The organism is Puia sp., assembly GCF_035546395.1.
Lineage (GTDB): Bacteria > Bacteroidota > Bacteroidia > Chitinophagales > Chitinophagaceae > Puia.
In genome coordinates, this window is the sequence record NZ_DASZXR010000019.1 from 170,095 (window position 1) to 189,372 (window position 19,278).

17 protein-coding genes and 2 pseudogenes are annotated in these 19,278 nt (G+C 54.0%); 17 read left to right on the forward strand and 2 right to left on the reverse strand.

The annotated features are described in order from the left end of the window. The first annotated feature begins 8 nt into the window (after positions 1-8). From VHE34_RS27030 to VHE34_RS27040, 3 genes are all read left to right on the forward strand, one after another. A complete protein-coding gene (locus tag VHE34_RS27030; RefSeq protein ID WP_325593858.1) occupies positions 9-665 on the forward strand; it encodes a 2'-5' RNA ligase family protein in 657 nt (218 codons plus the stop codon). Between the two features lie 9 nt (positions 666-674). After that, on the forward strand, positions 675-1,310 hold the full coding sequence (locus VHE34_RS27035; RefSeq protein WP_325593860.1) for a 2'-5' RNA ligase family protein: 636 nt from the start codon (positions 675-677) through the stop codon (positions 1,308-1,310). Between the two features lie 176 nt (positions 1,311-1,486). Then, on the forward strand, positions 1,487-2,569 hold the full coding sequence (locus tag VHE34_RS27040; protein ID WP_325593862.1) for a PA0069 family radical SAM protein: 1,083 nt from the start codon (positions 1,487-1,489) through the stop codon (positions 2,567-2,569). On the opposite strand, the gene VHE34_RS27045 is transcribed toward VHE34_RS27040, so the two are convergent. Then, complete coding sequence (locus VHE34_RS27045) at positions 2,566-3,012, reverse strand: nuclear transport factor 2 family protein (protein ID WP_325593865.1); 447 nt, start codon at positions 3,010-3,012, stop codon at positions 2,566-2,568. The genes VHE34_RS27040 and VHE34_RS27045 overlap by 4 nt on opposite strands. 25 nt (positions 3,013-3,037) lie before the next feature. Between VHE34_RS27045 and VHE34_RS27050 the strand changes: the two genes are divergently transcribed. Then, positions 3,038-4,153, forward strand: coding sequence for a pyridoxal phosphate-dependent aminotransferase (locus tag VHE34_RS27050; protein ID WP_325593867.1), 1,116 nt, complete (start codon positions 3,038-3,040; stop codon positions 4,151-4,153). 43 nt (positions 4,154-4,196) lie between these two features. Here VHE34_RS27050 and VHE34_RS27055 read toward each other — a convergent pair whose 3' ends face one another. Then, on the reverse strand, positions 4,197-4,598 hold the full coding sequence (locus tag VHE34_RS27055; RefSeq protein ID WP_325593869.1) for an Hpt domain-containing protein: 402 nt from the start codon (positions 4,596-4,598) through the stop codon (positions 4,197-4,199). A gap of 101 nt (positions 4,599-4,699) precedes the next feature. Here VHE34_RS27055 and VHE34_RS27060 point away from each other — a divergent pair, with 101 nt between their 5' ends. The 13 genes and pseudogenes from VHE34_RS27060 (at position 4,700) to VHE34_RS27115 (ending at position 19,277) form a co-directional block, all read left to right on the forward strand. Further along, the gene (locus VHE34_RS27060; protein ID WP_325593871.1) at positions 4,700-6,835 is read left to right on the forward strand and encodes a hybrid sensor histidine kinase/response regulator; all 2,136 of its coding nucleotides are present in this window, start codon (positions 4,700-4,702) and stop codon (positions 6,833-6,835) included. Positions 6,836-7,296: 461 nt separating this feature from the next. Continuing rightward, the gene (locus VHE34_RS27065; protein ID WP_325593873.1) at positions 7,297-8,799 is read left to right on the forward strand and encodes a hypothetical protein; all 1,503 of its coding nucleotides are present in this window, start codon (positions 7,297-7,299) and stop codon (positions 8,797-8,799) included. 79 nt (positions 8,800-8,878) lie between these two features. Beyond that, the gene (locus VHE34_RS27070) at positions 8,879-9,613 is read left to right on the forward strand and encodes a class I SAM-dependent methyltransferase (protein ID WP_325593875.1); all 735 of its coding nucleotides are present in this window, start codon (positions 8,879-8,881) and stop codon (positions 9,611-9,613) included. Between the two features lie 39 nt (positions 9,614-9,652). After that, positions 9,653-10,198, forward strand: coding sequence for a hypothetical protein (locus tag VHE34_RS27075; protein ID WP_325593877.1), 546 nt, complete (start codon positions 9,653-9,655; stop codon positions 10,196-10,198). Positions 10,199-10,604: 406 nt separating this feature from the next. Beyond that, entirely contained in the window at positions 10,605-11,135 is a 531-nt protein-coding gene (locus tag VHE34_RS27080) for a UpxY family transcription antiterminator (RefSeq protein ID WP_325593879.1), read from the forward strand. A 22-nt stretch (positions 11,136-11,157) separates the two neighbouring features. Further along, positions 11,158-12,009: a polysaccharide biosynthesis/export family protein gene (locus tag VHE34_RS27085; protein WP_325593881.1), complete on the forward strand. Its 852-nt coding sequence runs from the start codon at positions 11,158-11,160 to the stop codon at positions 12,007-12,009. A 12-nt stretch (positions 12,010-12,021) separates the two neighbouring features. Next, complete coding sequence (locus VHE34_RS27090) at positions 12,022-14,454, forward strand: exopolysaccharide transport family protein (RefSeq protein WP_325593883.1); 2,433 nt, start codon at positions 12,022-12,024, stop codon at positions 14,452-14,454. 3 nt (positions 14,455-14,457) lie between these two features. Further along, on the forward strand, positions 14,458-15,360 hold the full coding sequence (locus tag VHE34_RS27095) for an ABC transporter permease (RefSeq protein WP_325593885.1): 903 nt from the start codon (positions 14,458-14,460) through the stop codon (positions 15,358-15,360). A gap of 11 nt (positions 15,361-15,371) precedes the next feature. Continuing rightward, entirely contained in the window at positions 15,372-16,634 is a 1,263-nt protein-coding gene (locus VHE34_RS27100; RefSeq protein ID WP_325593887.1) for an ABC transporter ATP-binding protein, read from the forward strand. Positions 16,635-16,705: 71 nt separating this feature from the next. Then, positions 16,706-16,936 (forward strand): annotated as a pseudogene (locus VHE34_RS31245) (hypothetical protein); the annotation flags it as partial. A 144-nt stretch (positions 16,937-17,080) separates the two neighbouring features. Next, a pseudogene (locus VHE34_RS31250) lies at positions 17,081-17,230 on the forward strand (DapH/DapD/GlmU-related protein); the annotation flags it as partial. A gap of 11 nt (positions 17,231-17,241) precedes the next feature. Continuing rightward, positions 17,242-18,153 (forward strand): NAD-dependent epimerase/dehydratase family protein, encoded by a 912-nt coding sequence (locus tag VHE34_RS27110; RefSeq protein WP_325593891.1) that lies wholly within the window; start codon positions 17,242-17,244, stop codon positions 18,151-18,153. Beyond that, positions 18,129-19,277, forward strand: a complete 1,149-nt coding sequence (locus tag VHE34_RS27115) for a glycosyltransferase (protein WP_325593893.1) — start codon at positions 18,129-18,131, stop codon at positions 19,275-19,277. The genes VHE34_RS27110 and VHE34_RS27115 overlap by 25 nt, the downstream gene beginning before the upstream one ends. Position 19,278: the final 1 nt, after the last annotated feature.

A 19,278-nucleotide genomic window follows, 5' to 3' on the forward strand; every position in this document is an offset into this window, starting at 1 on the left:
TCTTTTTTATGGAAACCGGGTTAGTAAAACAATCATCTTCACCCCCCAAGCTCGAAGCATCGCGAAGAGCTGAATATCTGTTGGTTATTTATCCCTACGGAGACCTGCAGGACAAGCTGCTGGAGGCGCAGCAGCAATTCTCCGCCGACTATGGTCTGCAGATGACGGTCCGCAACCGCCCCCACATCACCGTGGCGGCCTTCCAGGCGAGCGAGCCGATGGAGGAAACCCTGATCCGCTGGATCCAGCGCATCTGCAACCGCTACAGCAGCTTCGACCTCACTCTCAACAATTACAGCGGCTTTCCCCCGCACACCACCAGGCCGCCGGAGTCCGTTCAGCGATTCACCGGAACTATCTATTTGAGGGTCCAGGATCCGGAACCCTTCCAGGAACTGATGCGGCAGCTGCGGTCCATCGACGACTTCATCCGCAGCTGCGGCTGTCCGCCGGCGAACCTGATCGATCGCCCCTACCTGTCCATCGCCGGCGGCCTGACCGAGCAGGTATATAACAAGGCGATGCCCGAATATTCTCGGCGCGATTTTCACGAAAGCTTCCATGTCGATCAGCTCGTGCTCCTGAAAAGAGAACATGCCTTCGACGCCTGCAAAACAGTAAACATCTTCCGGCTCCTGCCGGAAGGCAACGCTCCACAATTTTAAATAGCAATCATGAAACAAGCCATCAAACCCATTGCAGCAACGCTCAATGAGACCTATAAGAAGCAACTCGCCATCAACGAATACCAGCTCATCCTCAATCCGCACGAAGAGCTTCGAACCCGCATCCTCCAGCTGCGGAACGCCTTCTCGGAGACCTACCAGGCGCCGATACTCACGGGAAAGCCGCATGTGACCCTGGTACGCTTCACGCAGCTGGCCCTGATGGAAGATCGCATCCTGCAGCGTCTCCGGACCATCGCCATGGGCTATTGCCCCTTCAAGGTAGAGCTAAAAGACTTCGGCAGCCTGCCCACCCACAGCATTTTTATCAACGTCACCAGCAAGTTGCCGGTGCGTGGACTGGTCACGGAGATAAAAGACGTGCAACGGCTGATGAAGCTGGACAAAGAGAACAAGCCGCATTTCCTCGACGAGCCCAATATGCTCATCGCCCGAAAGCTGCTGCCCTGGCAATACGAGAAAGGCTGGCTGGAGTATTCCAATAAGAGCTTTGCAGGCAAGTTCATCGCAGACAGTATGCTGCTGTTGAAACGGCGGCAGGGCGACCGCAACTGGCAGATCGCCGAACGGTTCGCCTTTCAAAACCTGCCTGTCTCGACCAGGCAGGGAGAATTGTTCGCCTAGGCACATCGCAGGGACGGCCACGGGCCAACGGCCACAACCGAGCCCCTGGGCGAAGGTTGCGCCCGAGGAGGACCGTGTCGAAGCAGGTCCGACGAAGGGCTCCCATCATAAACCGTAGCAACCCCGCGGGCTATTTTCCCTACAAGCCCGCAAGGGGCTGCTACAAACTGAAGAGCATGGATCACGAAGAAGAAAACATCCAACAACCCCTATCCTATCTGAAAGGAAGGGGCGCACAGTTCAATCCAAAGAACCGGTTCCTCAAGAACGAACGGGTAAAAGAACATATCGAGGGCATCGACGACTGGGTCGAACCGAATATCGAGACCCAATATCTGGAAGATCAGGCCAAAGGCATCGTCAACAAGGTCGACAGCCCCGATGTGGGAATGTGGTACAGCATGAATCCCTACCAGGGCTGCGAACACGGCTGCACCTACTGTTACGCACGCAACGCGCATGAATACTGGGGCTACAGCGCCGGTCTCGACTTCGAACGGAAGATCATCGTCAAAAAGAACGCCCCGGAGCTGCTGCGCAAATTCCTGATGAATCCCAAATGGGAATGCCTCCCCATCTCGCTGAGCGGCAATACCGACTGCTATCAACCTGCCGAACGCAAGTTCCGGATCACCCGGCAGCTGATCGAGGTCTGCCGCGAATTCAACCAGCCCGTCGGCATCATCACCAAGAACGCGGGAATCCTGCGGGATAAAGACATCCTGCGCGACATGGCCGCAAAGAACCTCGTGTCGGTGCTGGTGTCGATCACCTCCCTCGACGAGTCACTCCGCCAGCTGATGGAGCCCCGCACCACCACAGCGCGACAACGCCTCCGCACCATCCGCGAACTCAGCGAGGCCGGTGTCCGCACGGGCGTCATGCTCGGCCCCATGATCCCCGGTCTCAACGAGCACGAAATGCAAAGGATCATGAAGGCCGCCTCGGAAGCCGGAGCCACCTTCTCGGCCTATACCTTCATCCGGCTCAACGGCGCCATCAAGCTCATCTTCCGCGACTGGCTCTACAAATGCTTCCCCGACCGAGCCGACAAAGTTTGGCACTTTATCGAAGCCAGCCATGACGGCAAAGTAAATGACAGCCGCTTCGGCGTCCGCATGCGCGGCGAAGGCAACTATGCCCAGCTCGTAGCCCAGCAATACGCCCGTTACGCCGAAAAATACGGCCTCAACGCCGAACGCTGGGAGCTGGACTGCTCGCAGTTTCGCCGCCCGGGAGAGCAGATGAGATTGTTCTAACCCGAATGATCATGCAATATCTTCCACCCATCCCTCCGGCGCACCATCGTCAGTGAGAACGTCCCCTTCCGCTCGGGATACTTGTCATTGGCCTTGAGAATGAACCTGCCCGTAAGCAGCGCATAGTCCTTTCCCAGCAGCGTCAGCTGATAGGTGTCATAGGCAAGTTGCTGCTTGGGATGACCTTCGGGGAAATAGTATCTGATATACATCCCGCGGATGCTGTCAAGCCCCACCCGGCCGGACGAAAGCATCATGGTCGCGGAAGGATCATATAAGGTCATATAAGCGTCCAGGTCGCCCTTGTTCCATTGCTCCGTCGCGGCATTCATCGCCGCAAAGATCTCTTTTTCAGCCGCGGCCTGGGCCGCAGAACCAGCCTGCGCCAGCGCGCCGCCGGCAGCAAAGAACAAAAGAATGGCAAGAAGTAGAGGATTTTTCATAAACTTGAAAATACAAACAATTTTCATGCGATATAAGCGAATGCCCATCGAAGTCGAATCCCCCGAGCAAATGGGGTATGACACCATCCGCAATAACCTCTCCGAAAGCAGCTACACCGACGCCCTTCTGAACGAATTCGCCGAAGGCGCCGACCTCGGTCGCCTCCTGCTTTGCTATGCATCGCACGAAGGCCATGAAGGCCTTCGCCACCTGATCGTAAAAGATGCGGCGAACCTAAAGCCCGCCGACGTCCTTCTCACCATCGGCGCCGCCGGCGCCCTCTTCATCATCGCCACCAGCCTCCTCGAAAAAGACGACGAGCTGATCGTCGTCCGCCCCAACTACGCCACCAATATCGAGACCCCCCGCGCCATCGGCGCCACAATGCGCTTTATCGATCTGCAATTCGAAAACAACTGGGCCCTCGATATCGACCAGGTCAAAAGCGCGATCACCCCAAAAACTCGCTATATCTCGGTGACGCATCCGCATAACCCCACCGGCGCCTGCCTCGAAGAGACACAATTAAAACAACTGGCCGGCATCGCCGAAACCCATAACCTCTATGTACTGGTCGATGAAACCTATCGCGATATGGTCTTCGGTCCCCAACTCCCACTTGCGGCGGAATACTCGCCAAGGATGATCAGCGTCTCATCTCTCTCAAAAACATACGGCCTGCCCGGCCTCCGCACTGGCTGGATCATCTGCCGCGATCGTTCCCTTTATAGCACCTTCCTCGCCGCAAAGGAACAAATGCATATCTGCGGGCCAATCATCGACGAAGAGCTGGCCTGGCGGTTCCTCCTTCATCGCGACCGCCATTTCCCCCGAATTGCCGCAGATATCCAGGCAAAATTCGAACAGGTGAAACATTGGATGCAACAACAAGGAGATTGGGAATGGGTGGAACCCCGGGGTGGTTGTGTGGGCTTCCCACGGCTGAAGGCTCCGCAGACCGTGGATATCGATCGCTTCTATAAGTCCCTGCTGGCCGACTACGGGACCTATGTCGGGCCCGGTCACTGGTTCGCGATGCCACGCCACTATATTCGGTTGGGCTTCGGCTGGCCCACGCGCCAACAGTTGGCCGAAGGCCTCAATGCGCTTACCGCCGCCGTAAAGGCATCCCGCCGCTAACGCAGCATGCCGAAACCAAGGCAGCAGAGCGAACCCGGGCACGTCAAGGCTGCGAAGCATTGAACTCCGCAAGCCGCCGTCCCTCACTTTCGATAATGGGTTTCGTCACGCGTAACATCTTTTCCAGCGCAACAAAAGCATCCGCCCGCTGCTCTACCGTCATCGCCAGGCATCCATTCTCAAACTGCAGACATTGACCCTGCTGCGCCGTCAAACCGACAAACCCAAATAAGGGTTTGATCTTATGCACCGCACTTTTCAGCCCGGCAATATCGCTCTCATGGTAAGTGGTGATAATTCTATCGACAAATTCGTCATACTCCCGGAGGACATCGTTGAAGGTCTCTTCGATCATGACATAATCTCCTGCATATAAATCGGTTATATACTTGCCGTCGATAGCATCGCTAAACGTAAAAGTTGTATTGGATAAAGGCTTCTCCATACGTATGAGTCGGATAAATAACGAGGCCTATAATAAAATATTGCCTCCGGACGTTCACAGAAGAGCTAGCGAGAAACACTTATTCGCGCAAGCGACATCCTGTGAGCAACCCAATCGTATCGGTATTTTCATCCTTCTATGAAGACATAGTCTATTCCGGACTACGGGATGACTATACTCCTGCCAAAAGGAAAAAGACGATCCGGTTCAACCAATTCATCCTCCTCATTCTCATCGCGCACTTCGTCTGCGTCATCTCCTATTTCTGTTTCGGTCTCTTTATCAGCGCCCTGATCAATCTCACGGCGGCCTATTTCTTTATCGTTGCCTATCACCTCAACCTGCGACGGCAGTTCAAGCTGGCCCGGATCCTGTCCGTGCTGAATCTCAACTTCTACCTCGCAATAATGAACTATATGGAAGGTCTTCGGGCCGGGGAATACCTTTTCTTCTTCCCTTACTTCCTGATCATGACCTTCATCATCAGCTTCACCCGCAGCATCTGGGAACTCGTCTTTGCCTACTCGCTCACCCTCGCCTGCATGGCGTTCTGCTACTATATATGCCCGGCGGAGAACCACTACCAGGTACATATCGCCGGCATGTTCGACCGGCTCTTCGACAGCAACCTGGGCCTTTCCCTCCTGCTGACCACTTTCTTCTCCTTTGCGATCGTAAAGATCAACCGCAACAACGAAGAAGCGATCATGAAGGAAAAGCAATTCGTCGATACCATCTATAACACCTCTCTCGACGGCGTATTCATTCTCGACGCCGAGGCGCTGGTCATCACCGATTGCAATAATCGCGCGGTCGAGCTGCTCGAGATCGAGGATAAACGGAACATCGTCGGCGCACCAATGGACAGCCTCTTTACAAAAGAACATATACAGCTGTTCCGTAACATCGAGAAAAAGCCCGCCGGCGAAAGCGCAAACAGCTGGCAGGGTGAGCTGGCCCTCACCTCCAAAAAGGACAATACCGTCTTCGCATTCGTGAATGTGGTCTCGTTCTTTGATGACAACCGCCATTTCTGGAAGATCAGCATTCTCGACATCTCGGAGATCAAGATGACGCAGTTCGAGCTGATGAAGGCCAAGCAAAAGGCCGAAACGGCGTCGAAGGCCAAGTCCCGATTTCTGTCCAATATGAGCCACGAGCTGCGGACCCCGCTGAACGGCATCATCGGCGCATCCAACCTGCTGCTGCAGGAACAATATCTGCCCGAACAGGTCTCCCATCTCGAGATACTCAAGATCTCCTCCGAGCACATGATGGTGCTGATCAACGAGATTCTCGATTTCAACAAGATAGAGTCCGGCCGGTTCGAGCTGGAGAACGTACCCGTCAACATGCGGGCCTTCCTCCGCAAACTCGAGACCCAATTCTCGGTGCAGGCGCATAGCAAGGGGCTGTTGTTCCTCGTCGACATCGACGAGAACCTCGAAGCGGAGTACCTGACCGACGAAACAAGACTCAACCAGGTGCTGAGCAACCTTCTGTCAAACGCCATCAAGTTCACGCATACCGGCGGTATAACGCTGGGCGCCAGAAAGATATCTTCTACAAGCAAGAAGTCCATGATCCAGTTCATGGTCCAGGATACCGGTATCGGAATCCCGGCGCACAAGCAGCAGGAGGTGTTCGACAGCTTTACACAGGCCGATACAGACACGACGCGGAAATACGGCGGCACGGGCCTGGGCCTGGCGATCAGTAAGAAGCTGGTGAGCCTTTTCTCCGGCGATCTGCAGGTACGCAGCGAGGAAGGGAAAGGCAGCACCTTCTATTTCACCATCGAACTCGAGATCAACGAGAACGCCAAGATGTATATCAACGACGAGAAGGTGAAGCACCTCCCCGTCTTTAACCAACTGCGAGTCCTCATCGCGGAAGATAATATTGTCAATATGCGCGTAGCGCGGAAATTCCTCACCAAATGGGGCATCGAGGTGCATGAGGCCGTCAACGGCCTCGAAGCCGTTGAAAAGTTCCGCCGCGGCAATTTCGACCTCGTATTGATCGACCTGGAAATGCCCGAGATGGACGGCATCACCGCACTCGCCGAGATTCGCAAGGTACACCCTTCCGTGCCGGCGATCGCCTTTACCGCGGCCGTCTACGAAGACATGCGGGTCGACCTCATGAAGAAAGGGTTCATGGAGGTCGTGCCCAAACCCTTCCGCCCCGAAGACCTCCACAACAAGATCCAGAAGTTGATCCTAAATCGCGCTTAAGCAGGTCGGACCACAGGGCCGCCGAAAATTTTTTTCTTTTTTTTGTGAAAAAAGAAGAAAAAGAATTTTATTTTTGTCCATCGCAACAAAACGCGCACGCAATATGCTACGACAATCAGCAAATACACAACTTAGTTCCTGGTATAACCAGATTAAGGTGTGTACCTGCGCGGGGCATAAAGTGCTGTAAACTCAAACAAAAAAAGCCAGCATATAAAAGCCCCGCCGAAACGCGGGGCTTTTTCGTATGGGGACCACGAATCGTAAACATATTAGCTCTTGTATTGTCCATCGACCGAATGGTATTCGATAGGCGCTACCCCGTAGTGTCTAAAAAAGCCCCGGTCACTATTCGACCGGGGTTCTTTTTTCATGGAATGAAAAAGTCCGAAGGACAAACATTAATGCTTCACAAACGGATGCGCGAAGTGCATCAACAAGGTAGAAATGGAGGATATAATATGAAGATCAATTTTAGCCTGAGAGGCAGACAATCCGCCGACACCCGCTACGCTTTTGTCAAAGCCGCCGGGACCACTGATGTCCCGGCCCACGAGGACCTCTACCGCAGCGTGCTGGCCGTCTCATTCGCCGACGATCCATCGGCCCCCCTGGTCGAATCAGGACTGACGGCCCGCGCAAACATCCTCGCCGCCGACCCGGAATCCATCGCCCGCATGGCGATCCGGCTCGACACCGAAGCGAATTCCCACGAAGCAGCGCTGTGGCTGACGGCGGAACTGGCTGCCGCCTATGGCAAAGACGAGAACATCGCCCGCCTGATGGAGGAGATCCTCCGGCAACCCTCCGATATCCCGATTTGGCAGAATTTTTACACCCGGGCCGCAGGCCCGGAGAACAAAGCCCCCGGCCGGATCATCCGCAGGCCCATCGACCAGCTCTTCAACCGGCTCGATGAATTCACCTTTGCCCGCAGCCCCCGCGAGACCCAGGTCGCTCTAAAGGAAGCCCTGCGCTTCCTGCGGCCAAAAGCCGCGGATCGCACAAAGAAGAACCTTTTTACCCGCATACTGCAGGACAGGGTCCCCGCACGCAGCAACTGGGAACAGGAATGGCATGCCCTCCATCAGCAACTCTACGACAGCCCCGAACAACGCCAGGTCGTCCTCCGGGACAAATGGAAAGAAGGTATCTCCTCCTTCCGCATCGGCTATACCGCCCTGTTGGACAATCTTCGCCCCATGCTCTGCGCAGGCGTCAGCGGCAAAGTGCTGAAGCTCGCCGCAGAATACCTCGGCAACTCCGCGGCCGTCCGCAGAAGCGGCGTGTCGCCGCTCCGCCTGCTGGAAGTATATCAACAGCTTCGCCGCATGGATCAGGGCGGCGCCGGCATGCTTTCCGAAGCACTCGAAAAAGGCGTACTGCATACCGGCTGGAGCCGGCTGGGCAGCGATGGCACCTCCCTGATCGCGATGGATGTCAGCAACAGTATGAAACTCCCCGTTCACCCCGGCGGAAAGGCAAGACGATTCGATATCGCCCCCTTGCTGGCCTGGCTGTGGAAGAGTGAAGGATACTCCGTCACCGCCGGCATCATCGGGAATAACTGGAAGCCGATAGAAATAACCGACCGGCCCGTGCTGCTGGCCACCGATCGATTCCAGGAAGGGGAGACCGGCTATGGCATCAACGCCCACCTGATCATGCAGGATCTGCTTCGCAGAAGACAGGCCGTCGACCGCATCCTGGTCTTCACCGACACCCGCCTGTGGGGCAGCCGCGGCTTCAACCAGCCATCGGGCGCCGCTCTCATGGAATCCTGGCGGCAATACCGGGGCGAGCTCGCCCCCGACGCGAAGCTCTATCTCTTCGACCTCGCCGGCTATGGAGCCCGCCCCCTCGAGATCGCCGGTGACGAGGTCTTCCTCATCGCAGGCTGGAAAGAGCCCATCCTCGATGTCCTCGCCGCGATCGAAGGACGCAAGACGACCGGGACGCTTTAATACTGTAGTTCGAAAGAAAATGGTACTTTCACGTGGCCGTCCAAAAAAGGACGGCCACAATTCATCCAACTGAAATACCATGCATCCTCTTCTGGAAGGAATTTTTGCTACAAGACAATTCCGCAACTCAAAGAACGAAATCGTAAAGATCAGCTCGGAAACCTCCAAAGGCCAATGTGAATACCTGCAGGCGATCATCCGCGACAAAGGATACAACCGATCCCTCGAAATAGGTTTTGCCTATGGCACATCCACCCTTGCCATCGTTGAAGAAGTGGCGAAGAAAAACGGCCGCCATACGGTCATCGACAAATTCCAACTCGAAGGATGGGGCGGCAATGGCCTGGATCTGGTCAGGCAGGCAGGATACGGCGACAGCCTCGAATTCATCGGTAAATTCTGTTATGCCAGTCTCCCGGAACTGATGTCGGCCGGCCGGCGATTTGATTTCGCCTATATCGACAGCACCAAGCAGCTGGACTGGCTGCTGGTGGATTTTTTCTACATCGATAAGATGCTGGACCCCGGCGGCATGATCGTCTTCGACGACGTCAGCTTCCCCGGCATCCGGAAATTGCTCCGCTATCTTTCTCAGTTCCCGGATTACCGGATTCATTCCCAATACCCTGTAAATGCCCCTATCACCGGGCTACGGAAAGCGGCAGGAGTCCTGAAGGGCATCCCGGGAATGAAAAAGCTCCTCCGGCCCGAGATCCTGGTATCCGACTACGAAATGGGCCTCAATGCCGAATGCATCGCCCTGGAAAAGACCGGCGAGGACCAACGACGCTGGGACTGGCACGCAGAGTTTTAGAATTTTGCGTAATTTACGTCCGCTTAAATCACCAGTGTAATGGAACCTCCTTCGGCGACTATCCGGTTTGGCCGTCTGCGACAATTATTTTGGTTGTTTTTCCTCCTTACCATTGGCTATATGATCTGGGTAAGAAATTACCTCGCCCCCCTCAGCTCCGACGAGATCGTCCAGTTCGAGATAGCAAAAACCGTCGACCGCGCCCAGGCGATCATCGGCGACTGGAAATTGACCGGAAAATATGAACAAGGAGTAAAAAGCACGTATCTTGCCTATCTATTCATGGTCTTGTATACCCTGGCCATCGGTCTGGGCTGTCGGTTCATCTCCATTTGCACTGGTAATGAGATCATGATCAAAGGCGGAAAAGGATTTTCCTGGCTGATCGTCGCAGCCACCATCTGCGACGTAGCAGAGAACATCGCCCTCTCCCGCACCCTCCGCGGCCCTGTCTCTCAATGGAACGTAACCCTGGCCTACGATCTGGCGAGAGTAAAATTCTCCATCGTTATCGTTTGCCTGCTGTTCATGCTGGCCTGTCTGCTCTACTGGGGAATTGGCGAACTCGCGGGAGAGAAAAAGTAGGGCACTCTTTTTGCGAATATGGATGCGCCGGAAAAGGAACAATGATCGATTTTGACATAAATTGCTCTTTTTCAATTCACAATCAACGTCAACGAATGTTAAAATCTCTTATATTTGCGCACTGTTACCGGGGATATTGGGATTATGAAGGGAATCGTGATTGCCGAATACAATAAATCGTGCCATTGGAAGTTTTTTGAATCCAAGCATTTAAAATTTTGCAACGTCCTGTGGAGAATACGTTTAGGGTTTTTGATCGTCATTTAAATTATGTATAAGGGTATAAGTGGTATTTCTCATCGAAATACTCGCTTGTACCCTTTCCCTTTAAAGGATTTGAGGATTTTTGTAAAAAATTGTTAATCAATATGTTAAATCCCGATTTTGGGATTGAGGAGGCGAAGCCATGCCCAATAGCACAAGACATTGGTACGCAATTTATACCCGCCCCCGCTGGGAGAAGAAGGTATACGCCCTGCTCGTCGAAAAAGAAGTGGAAACGTACTGCCCGCTGAACAAGGTCCAGAAGAAATGGAGCGATCGCCTGAAATGGGTCGAAGAGCCGCTCTTCAAATCCTACCTCTTCGTGAGAGTGACCGAAGAAGAGATGCCGAAAGTCCGGCTGGTGCACGGCGTCGTCAACTATGTTTACTGGCTGGGAAAGCCCGCCATCGTCAGAGATAGTGAGATTCGCGCGATAAGGAAATTCCTCAATGAATACACCAATGTCCGGCTGGAGCCTATCGATCTCCGCCCGAATGAAAAAGTGAGGATACAAAGCGGCCTTCTGATGGACGAAGAGGCAAAGATCCTTCGGGTAAGAGGGAAACGGGTGCAGATCGTGATCGAAAGCCTCCGGTATACCCTGGTGGCCATCGTGGACCGGTCAAATCTTCGCCGCGTGAGCAAACCCGTGGATTCCGAAGAGAAGCCATAACCAGGAAAACCCAAATACAAATATGAACATTGAAAAGGTGACCGGGAAAAGTCATGCCCGACTGTGGGGAATGGCCATTATTTTAATGGTTATCATCACTTCCTGCGGAACAACCCGTCCCTATACCTATATGCAGGGGGGCTTCGATACCACCAGCTACAGCAAGATACCTACCTTCGACCCCAAGATAAAGATGGGCGACCTGCTGAGCATCATTGTCTTCAGCGACAATCCCGAAGCCTCGTCGATCTATAACCGGGGGGGAGCGACGGCCTTGCAGTTGCCGACCACACCCGGCGCCGCCGCTACGAGCTCCGTTTCCTCCGGGACCTCCTCCGGCGGCGCATCGGGAGCAACGCCCCAGGGCTATCTCGTCGACGAAAAAGGAAACATCACCTTCCGCGACCTGGGCGTCCTTCACGTTGCCGGATTGACCCGCGGTCAGCTGACCGATACCCTGAACACCCGACTGACGGACTACCTCAACCACCCCTATTGCAACGTTCGCTTTATCAACTATAAATTCAGACTGCTGGGCGAATTCGCAAAACCCGGGGAGTTCAGTGTACCGGACGAAAAGATCAATATCCTGGAAGCCATCGCCATGGCCGGCGACCTTACGCAATACGGCCGGCGGGATAATGTCCTTATCATCCGGGAGGACAGCGGCCATCGCATTTTTGGGCGCATGGACCTGACCAAACCCGATATCATGAAGTCCCCTTTCTTCTATTTGCAACAGAACGACCTCGTCATCGTCGAACAAAACAGGAAGAAGTCGGTTGCCAACGATGTGGTCACGCTCCGCAATATCTCTATTGCCACCAGCATCGTTACCGTGGCGGCCGTTATTTACAGTATTTTTAGAAAATAATCATCAACTCGCATGTTGGAACAAACTGATGGGAATGGCTCTCCGGGCTTGCTGATGCGCCAGAAAGGGGCAGTCACGATACGGGATTTCGTGCTCCGGTATCTGAAATACCTGCCGCTCGTTATCCTCGTCGTGACCCTGTTCGTCGTCATGGCCTATCTCAAGATCCGCTATAGCTCCCCGTCCTACCTCGTACAGGCGTCCCTGCTCGTCAACAACGAACGGAACGAGACCTCGGACCAGGATAAGAACGGAAAAATGGGCCAGCTCTTCATGTTCGCCCCCACCGTTAACCTCGCCAATGAGATAGAGATCCTGAAATCACACTCCATCATTCAGCGGGTGGTGCACGACCTGCACCTCCAAACCCTGTACTACAACAAGGGCAATATCCGGTCTACCATGATCTACGGCGACTGTCCTATCACCCTGAACATTCTTTACAATGGAGACTCCGCCCGGGGTATCAACCTCATCGTCAATGTCCTCAATGATAAGCAGTTCCTTCTGAACGGCGGTAAAACGACCTATCAGTTCGGCCAGCCGTTCACCTACGGCAGTGCCCGTTGCATCATCGATCGCAACACCACCGTGCTGCTGCAGGAATATCCGACCCGGGACTTCATCGTCACCTGGCAGCCCGCATTCGACGCCGCATCGGATATCATCAGTTCCATGAAGGTCACCCAACTCAATGAGATGGCGACCATCCTCTCCTTCTCGATGGTCACCGAGAATATCTCCCTCGGCAGGAATGTACTCAATACGCTGATGGCCGTCTACGACAGTACGATCGTAGAAGATAAGAACCGGGTGTCGGTTATCACCCTCCGTTTTATCGACGACAGGCTCGAAGCCCTAAAGAACGACCTGGGCAGGGTCGAACGGGGAATGAGCGATATGATGGGACAGAACATGACCCTCGATCTCAAGGATCTCTCCAAGGCCTATCAGGGCGATCTGTCGGACCAACTGAACAAGGAGGCTGAACTGCAGGTGCAGATCGAGGTGAACAAATGGCTCATCGACTACATGAAGAATACCGATCATGAGTATTCCCTGGTCCCCAATAACCTGGGCACCCAGGAGCCCTCGCTTCTCCAGCTGATCATCCAGTACAACCAGCTCCAGCTGCAGCGCGAAGCGGCCCTGAAATCGACCCCGGCAAAGAACCCCATGATCGTCACCATGGAAGTGTCCCTCGCCCATTTGCGGCGGGACATCATCCAGACGCTGGAAAACGTCCGCCAGGCCTATACCATTGCCGCCAATAGCCTGGAAGCCAGGCAACGCCAGCAGATGTCGCAGCTGCAGTCCCTGCCTGCAAAATCGATGAAAAGCGTCGACATCGAAAGACAACAGAAAGTACTGGAAGACCTCTACTCCTTCCTGCTTCAGAAGAAGTTGGAAACATCCATTTCCTCCGCATCATCCATTTCCAACATCAAGGTCCTCGAGACGGCAGTCGGAAACGAAAAACCCATCAGCCCGAACAACAAATCCATCTACGGTTCCTACATCTCCCTGGGCATTTTCCTCGTAGCGATCATCATCGCCATTTTCGAGATGTTCAATGATAAAGTGAACACCAAGTCGGAGCTCGAAAAGGCCGTCAGCGCCCCCATCCTTGGTGAAGTTTCTCATTCCGAAGATTCCAACACCCTCGTGGTGACGGCCAACAGCCGGCGGTTCATCGCCGAACAGTTCCGCATTATCCGCACCAACCTGCAATACGTTCTGAACAAAAGCGATAAGAGCGTGATCATGATCACCTCCTCGTTCAGCGGCGAGGGTAAATCCTTTATCAGCACCAATATCGGGGCCGTCATGGCGCTGAGCGGAAAACGCACCGTCGTCATGGAATTCGACATCCGGAAACCCAAGATCCTTTCGGCCCTCGATCTCAAACGGAAAATGGGTATCACCAACTATATCATCGGCATGGCCGACCTCAACGAAATGCTCGTTCCCGTAGAAGGTTTCGACAATTTCTTCGTCATTCCCTGCGGACCCATCCCGCCTAACCCGGCGGAACTCCTGCTCGATCCGCGACTCAGCGAGCTAATGCGGGCCGTCAAGCAGGAATTCGACGTGGTGATCCTCGACACTGCGCCGATCGGCCTGGTCAGCGATGCGGTACACCTGGGCCAATATGCCGACTGTACGCTCTACATCGTCCGTCGCGGCTATACTCCCCGCAAGCTGCTGGCGATGATCGACGATCTTTACCGCGAAAAGCGCATCCCCCGTATATCCTTGCTACTCAACGACGTCAAAGTCAAGACCGGCTACTTCGGCGGCTACTACGATGGCTATGGCTACGGTTACGGCAGCTACGGCTATGGTCTCGATAGCGGATACTTCGAAAGAGAACCGAACGGCAAGCGGGTAAGTGTGTTCAAAAAACTACATAAAGGCATCAGAAACATCTTCCCAAATAGTTGAACCTTGAAGAATATTACCTTGCAAAACGACAGCGCCCCGACCTTCCCGGAGGCTCCCAGGACGGAACACTGGGACATGATCATCAAACCCAAATCCGGTCTGCTGGACCTCCAACTCGCCGAAGTCTGGCGCTACCGCGACCTGATGTGGCTCTTCGTCCGACGGGACTTCGTAGCCCAGTATCGCCAGACCATACTGGGATTCCTCTGGCATGTTATCCAGCCGATCCTCACTACCCTCATGTTCCTTCTCGTCTTTGGAAGGATCGCCAATATCTCGACGGACGATATAAAGCCGTCCTTCCTGTTCTACATGGCCGGGATTACTGTCTGGAACTATTTTTCGTTCGTCCTGACAGCCATCTCCACCACCTTTATCACCAATGCCCCCATCTTCGGCAAGGTTTATTTCCCACGCCTGGTCCTGCCGCTTTCAGTCACCGTCTCCAATATCGTCAAGTTCGGCATCCAGTTCGGGCTGCTGCTGCTCTTCATGATCTGGTACTCCTTCAAAGGCTATCCGATCCATGTCACAGGATACTGGCTGCTGATCCCGGTGCTGGTCCTGCTGATGGGGGGCATCGGCCTTGGGCTGGGAATCATCATTTCGGCTCTTACGACAAAATACCGCGACCTCAATATATTAATGACCTTCGCCGTACAGCTGGCGATGTATGCCACTCCTATCGCCTATCCGCTTTCCTACCTGCAAAATAAGAGCTACAAGTGGCTGATCGATATCAACCCGTTGACCTCTGTCGTCGAAGCCTTCCGGTACGCCATATTCGGAAAAGGCACCCTGGACCCGCACGGCTTGGCTTACAGCACGGCATTTATGTTCGTCTGCCTGTTCCTCGGCATATTGATCTTCAATAAAGTCGAAAAAACCTTCATGGACACCGTATAAAGACCCTGAACATGAGTCAAACCATCATTGAAATTGACAATCTTTCCAAACAATACCGACTGGGCCTCACCGGGACCGGTTCGCTCGCCCATGATGTAAATCGCTGGTGGCATCTTGTCAGAGGCAAAGAAGACCCTTACCTGAGCGTGGGAGAGAAGAATGATCGTACAACAAAGGGAGTGAGTAATTATGTCTGGGCCCTCCGGGACATCAACTTTAGCGTGAACCAGGGTGAAGTGCTCGGTATCATCGGCAAGAATGGAGCGGGCAAAAGCACCCTTCTCAAGATACTCAGCAGAACGACCGCTCCGACCCTTGGCCGCGTAAAAATAAAAGGCCGCGTCGCCAGTCTCCTCGAAGTCGGCACCGGTTTCCATCCGGAGCTGAGCGGACGGGACAATATCTTCCTCAATGGGGCCATCCTCGGGATGACACGCAACGAGATCCGGCGGAAGTTCGACGAGATCGTGGATTTCGCCGGCGTCGAACGCTACATCGATACCCCCGTAAAGCGGTACAGTAGCGGCATGTATGTCCGTCTCGCCTTTGCCGTCGCAGCGCACCTGGAACCGGAGATACTCATCGTGGACGAAGTCCTGGCCGTCGGAGATGCCGACTTCCAGAAGAAATGCCTCGGCAAGATGAAGGACGTCACGGCCAACCAGGGCAGGACGGTTCTGTTCGTCAGCCACCAGATGGGGACCATCGCGCAGCTCTGCACCCATTCCGTCCTCCTTGTCCAGGGTAAGGTCGCCGATGTCGGAGTGACCGGGAAGATCATCGAAAGCTATCTGGTTAGCCGGAAGGAATCCAACGAATTCACCTATTCCAAAACTTCAGTTGACAAGAAGATCTACATCTCGGAGGTCGTTCCCTTGAACAGCCGGGGAATTCCCACCGATAACTTCGGATTCGACGAAAGCATCTATCTTTCCTGTCAGCTCGAGATGCCGGAAAAGGACAGCGGGATCCAGGTATCGATCACATTACAGGATAAATTCGGGTATTTTATATCCACTACCGTGCAGGATATGTCCGATCTTCCGGGTGACTCCCTTCGCAAAAAATTCCTCGTCAGGCTCCCGGCGTCAATCATCGCCCCGAACATCTACTCCTTCCGGATCGCCATTTACAAGATCGGGGTCGATATTTACGATCTGCAGGAGAATATCTGCCCGATAAGGGTGTCGGACACCGGCAGTCCCATGGCGAAAATGGAAGGGGTCAACTACGGCCAGGTGATCCTGGATTTTAAAATACTGGAACCTCAATGATCAAAAGGATATTAAGAAGGCTGCTGCCGCCCCAGACCCCGGCGGAACGGGACGCAGTCAGGCGCAGGATCATGCAGGAGAACGGCAACCTGAAAACGGGAAAGAACACCTGGCTCGACAAATGCTCGATCTCCATCCACGATGCCCAACCGGGTTTCGAGAATATCGTCATCGGGGAGGACTGTTCGATCGAAGGCAAGATCGTGCTTCATTCCAACAAGGCCCGTCTGAAAATCGGCAACCGGACCTTCATCGGCTCGAACGCCATGATCTTCTGTTATGATTCCATCGAGATCGGCGACGATGTCCAGTTCTCCTGGGATTGCACCATCATCGACAGCAATGCCCACTCCCTGCGATCGGAAGAAAGAAAGAACGATGTGCTGGACTGGAAAAGAGGCCCGCAATACAAGGACTGGTCGGTCGTCCGGAACAAGCCGGTTGTCATCGGTAACCTCTGCTGGATAGGATTCAGGAGCATCATCATGAAAGGAGTAGTTCTCGGCGACGGTTGTGTTGTCGCCGCAGGCTCGGTTGTGACAAAAAATTTTGAACCCTATTCCGTCATCGGCGGCAACCCGGCCGCCTTCATAAAAACGACCACCTGATGTCCAACGGCAAGATCCTGATCATCGGCTCCGAAGGTTTCATCGGAAGCAATGCCGTCTCTTATTTTTCAGAAAAGCAGTACGAGGTCTGGAAGGCAGATATCGTGCTGAAGGACGAACCGGCTTACACGGTGCTCGACTCGGTGCGTCCGGACTTCGCCTCCCTTTTTGCCACGCAACGGTTCGATGTCTGCCTGAACGCCACAGGCGCGGCAAATGTCCAGTTCTCCTTCGGCCACCCCGGCATCGACTTCATGCTGAACGTGGCCAACGTCTACGCTATGCTCGACGCGATCCGGGAACATGCCCCTGGCTGCAAATTCATGAACCTCTCAAGCGCGGCCGTCTACGGAAACCCCACCCACTGCCCGGTGCCCGAATCGGCTCCCCTGCAACCGCTCTCCCCTTATGGGTTCCATAAGATATATAGCGAAGAGGTCTGCGGGGAGTTTCACCGGTTCTACCAGATTCCCACGGCCAGCCTTCGCATCTTCTCGGCCTATGGGGAGGGACTGAAGAAGCAGCTGTTCTGGGACCTGTATCAAAAGACAAAGGCCGCCAAAGACGGACGGATAGAATTGTTCGGCACCGGTGAGGAAACACGGGACTTCATCTATGTCCGCGATATCCTGGAGGCCATTCACTGTGTCATTCGAAATGCCGCCTTCAACGGCCAGACGATCAATATCGCCAGTGGACAGGAGACGACCATCGCCGATGCCGCGACCGTTTTTCTCCGATGTCTGGGCTCCGGCCTGGAACCGAGATTCTCCGGGGCCGCCAAGCAAGGAGACCCACTCCGCTGGAAAGCGGACATCGGCCTGCTGAAAAGCTATGGATTTGCCCCCAGGCACGGCCTGGAGGATGGATTAAAAAACTACACACGATGGCTAGGAGAAAAAGCATTCTGATAAAGTATATTTTTAGCTATGACCTCACAACCGCGATCCCGATTTATCTACAGAACTTTATCAAAGCGCTGAATATACTTCCTGATGCCGATAAACCCACCGTATACTTATTCGCGACAAAGGATTCGCCAATAGAGGATGTTCTGACCATCGGCTACCCCTATCTCGTGGTGATGGACCCCGACTACTTCGGAACCCTCTGGCAAAAGCTCGTCAATAAGATCTACCGGCTCTTCGATAAAGAGAACTATCTCTATTTCTATGGAGTTCCGAAATACAAGATCGATCGGATATTCCCCCACTTCGGTCCCATCGACAATGCGGTCCGGAAACAGACTGTGGCATGGATCACCGATTTTCAACCGAACTACTACCCGAATTTTTTTCCGAAAGACGACCTCGAACGCATCCAGGCCAATCTCGCCAGGATCTCCACTTCAGGTGTAAAGCTGGTGCTGAGCAGCAAGGCAGCCCTCTCGGACTACAACAAATTTTACCCCGGGAACAATAACCCGATCACGCTTCTGCGTTTCGTCTCCATCCTGCCCGAGGTCGACGATGCGAACTGGCCGGCCGTGAAGGAGAAGTTCACCGTCACAAAGCCTTATTTTATAATTTCCAACCAGTTCTGGCCCCACAAAAATCATGCAGGGGTAATCGAGGCCCTGAACATCCTGAAGCAACGTCTTGGCGAGCAACTTCCTTTCGACGTCCTGATCACCGGCAAACCGTCCTCCCACCGGAACCCAACTATCTTCAACGAATTGACCGCAAAGGTGCAGGAATATGGCCTCCAGGATAACCTTCGGTTCCTGGGCTTCCTGCAACGGGAAGAACAGGTGCTGCTGATGAAGAATGCCGCCGGAGTGATCCAGCCCTCCTTTTTCGAAGGATGGAGCACCCTGGTCGAAGAATGCAAGGCGCTGAACAAATTCGTCCTGCTCTCCGATCTTCCCGTCCACCGGGAACAGATGGACCGGAACGTTTCATTCTTTGATCCCGCCTCCCCGGCCGACCTGGCCGACAAGATGGAAGCCTTTTTCAAAAGCACGCCGGCGGTGGTGCCTTTCGACTACCCGCAACATATCCAGGCCTACGCAAAAGACATCCTAAACCTCTTTTAGC